This is a genomic window from Mesorhizobium sp. M1D.F.Ca.ET.231.01.1.1 (genome assembly GCF_003999155.2).
Classification (GTDB): Bacteria; Pseudomonadota; Alphaproteobacteria; order Rhizobiales; family Rhizobiaceae; genus Mesorhizobium.
In genome coordinates, this window is record NZ_RZOZ02000136.1 from 1 (window position 1) to 344 (window position 344).

Consider the following 344-nt stretch of genomic DNA (forward strand, 5'->3'; position numbering starts at 1 on the left):
CAAACGATTCGCTGACCAAGACACGCCGGCAATAGCGCCTTCCGGTCAAGATTCGCCGCCGGCGACAATCAGTCAATCAAGCCTTGGCGCCTGCCATTCGACGATGTGGTGGCAGTTCGATACGGTCAAATCGCCTGGGGTCCTGGGAGCTTTTCGAACTTTCTGGATCGCACCTCAGCCCGGATTGCGGATGTTTTTGGACAAAGTGGGACACCAGTTAGCTTTGCCACCAGCGGACCCTTCCATCGGTCGGCACGGCTGCTCGGCCAGAGGCCGCACCAAGCTGGTCAGTTGCAGGCTAACGGCGGTGTTATGAGCGGTCCCAAGGCCCAGGCAGGTATAAT

General features: G+C 58.7%; 1 protein-coding gene. It reads left to right on the forward strand.

The features are described from left to right. Nucleotides 1-316 (forward strand): hypothetical protein (locus tag EN874_RS34165; RefSeq protein ID WP_210238598.1); only part of this gene is annotated, 316 nt, incomplete at its 5' end. Nucleotides 317-344 lie beyond the last annotated feature (28 nt).